This window comes from Lysinibacillus antri (genome assembly GCF_003977595.1).
In the GTDB taxonomy this organism is placed as follows: Bacteria; Bacillota; Bacilli; order Bacillales_A; family Planococcaceae; genus Ureibacillus; species Ureibacillus antri.
This window is the reverse complement of the sequence record NZ_RYYR01000077.1, coordinates 1-760: the sequence shown is the minus strand read 5'-3', so window position 1 is coordinate 760 and position 760 is coordinate 1. Positions and strand designations below refer to the sequence as shown.

Annotated in this window: 1 protein-coding gene; it reads left to right on the top strand. The window is 62.9% G+C overall.

The genetic code is table 11. The features are described from left to right. The first annotated feature begins 169 nt into the window (after positions 1-169). On the top strand, positions 170-715 hold the full coding sequence (locus tag EK386_RS20385; RefSeq protein WP_218939081.1) for a rolling circle replication-associated protein: 546 nt from the start codon (positions 170-172) through the stop codon (positions 713-715). The last annotated feature ends 45 nt before the right edge of the window (positions 716-760 follow it).

Below are 760 nucleotides of genomic sequence, written 5' to 3'. Positions count from 1 at the left end.
GTCCCAGCGACATGGCGCGGCACCTGTTCGCGCTCAAGCAAGGGCTGCTCGACCTGGAGTATTTCGAGCGCGCTCGGCGCCTGCCGCCGGATTTTGATCGCCGGGTCTATGACCTGCATTGGCGCCTGCGCGCCTGGGCGGCTTTCATCATTGAAGTCGGGTGCACGGCATGAGTGAATTCCGCTTCAACGAAGACGCGCGCCCGGCTTTCCAGCCCTGGCAGCAGTCCGCCCGTATGGGTCGGGTGGTTGAGGCTTGGCGCGCTCGTTCTGCGGCCTCTGGGCAGGCCCTGGCCGACGCGCAGGGCGAGAAGGCGCGAAGCGCCGGGCTTGTCTCACTATCAACAACTTGCAAGGGTGTTTCGGTAGTCGATTTCTTCACTGAAAACACCATTGAAATCGACCACCAAAAAACCCGCCTGACACGCATGCGCAAAGCGCTGGGCGTGTCGGCTAAGTGCCTGCATAACCAGGGTCCAAAAAACCAGCGTGTCTGGATGCTCACGCTGACCTATGCGGGCACAAACCGGGACTGGCGCCCGGAGCACATCAGCCGCTTTCTCGATGGTCTGCGCAAGTGGCACTACAGCCGCACGGGCGAGAAAAAAGTGCGCTACGCATGGGTCGCTGAGCTGCAGCGGCGCGGCGTGATCCATTACCACGTCGTCGTTTGGCTGGATGCCGGTTTGACGCCCCCGAAGCCTGACCGCGCGTGACGTGCACGTGGCGTCTGGCAAGCCCCCATGTGGGGCCATGGCATG

Bases quoted from the DNA above. Each gene is read 5' to 3' on its own strand.
- EK386_RS20385 (WP_218939081.1), top strand. From the start codon at position 170: ATGAGTGAATTCCGCTTCAACGAAGACGCGCGCCCGGCTTTCCAGCCC.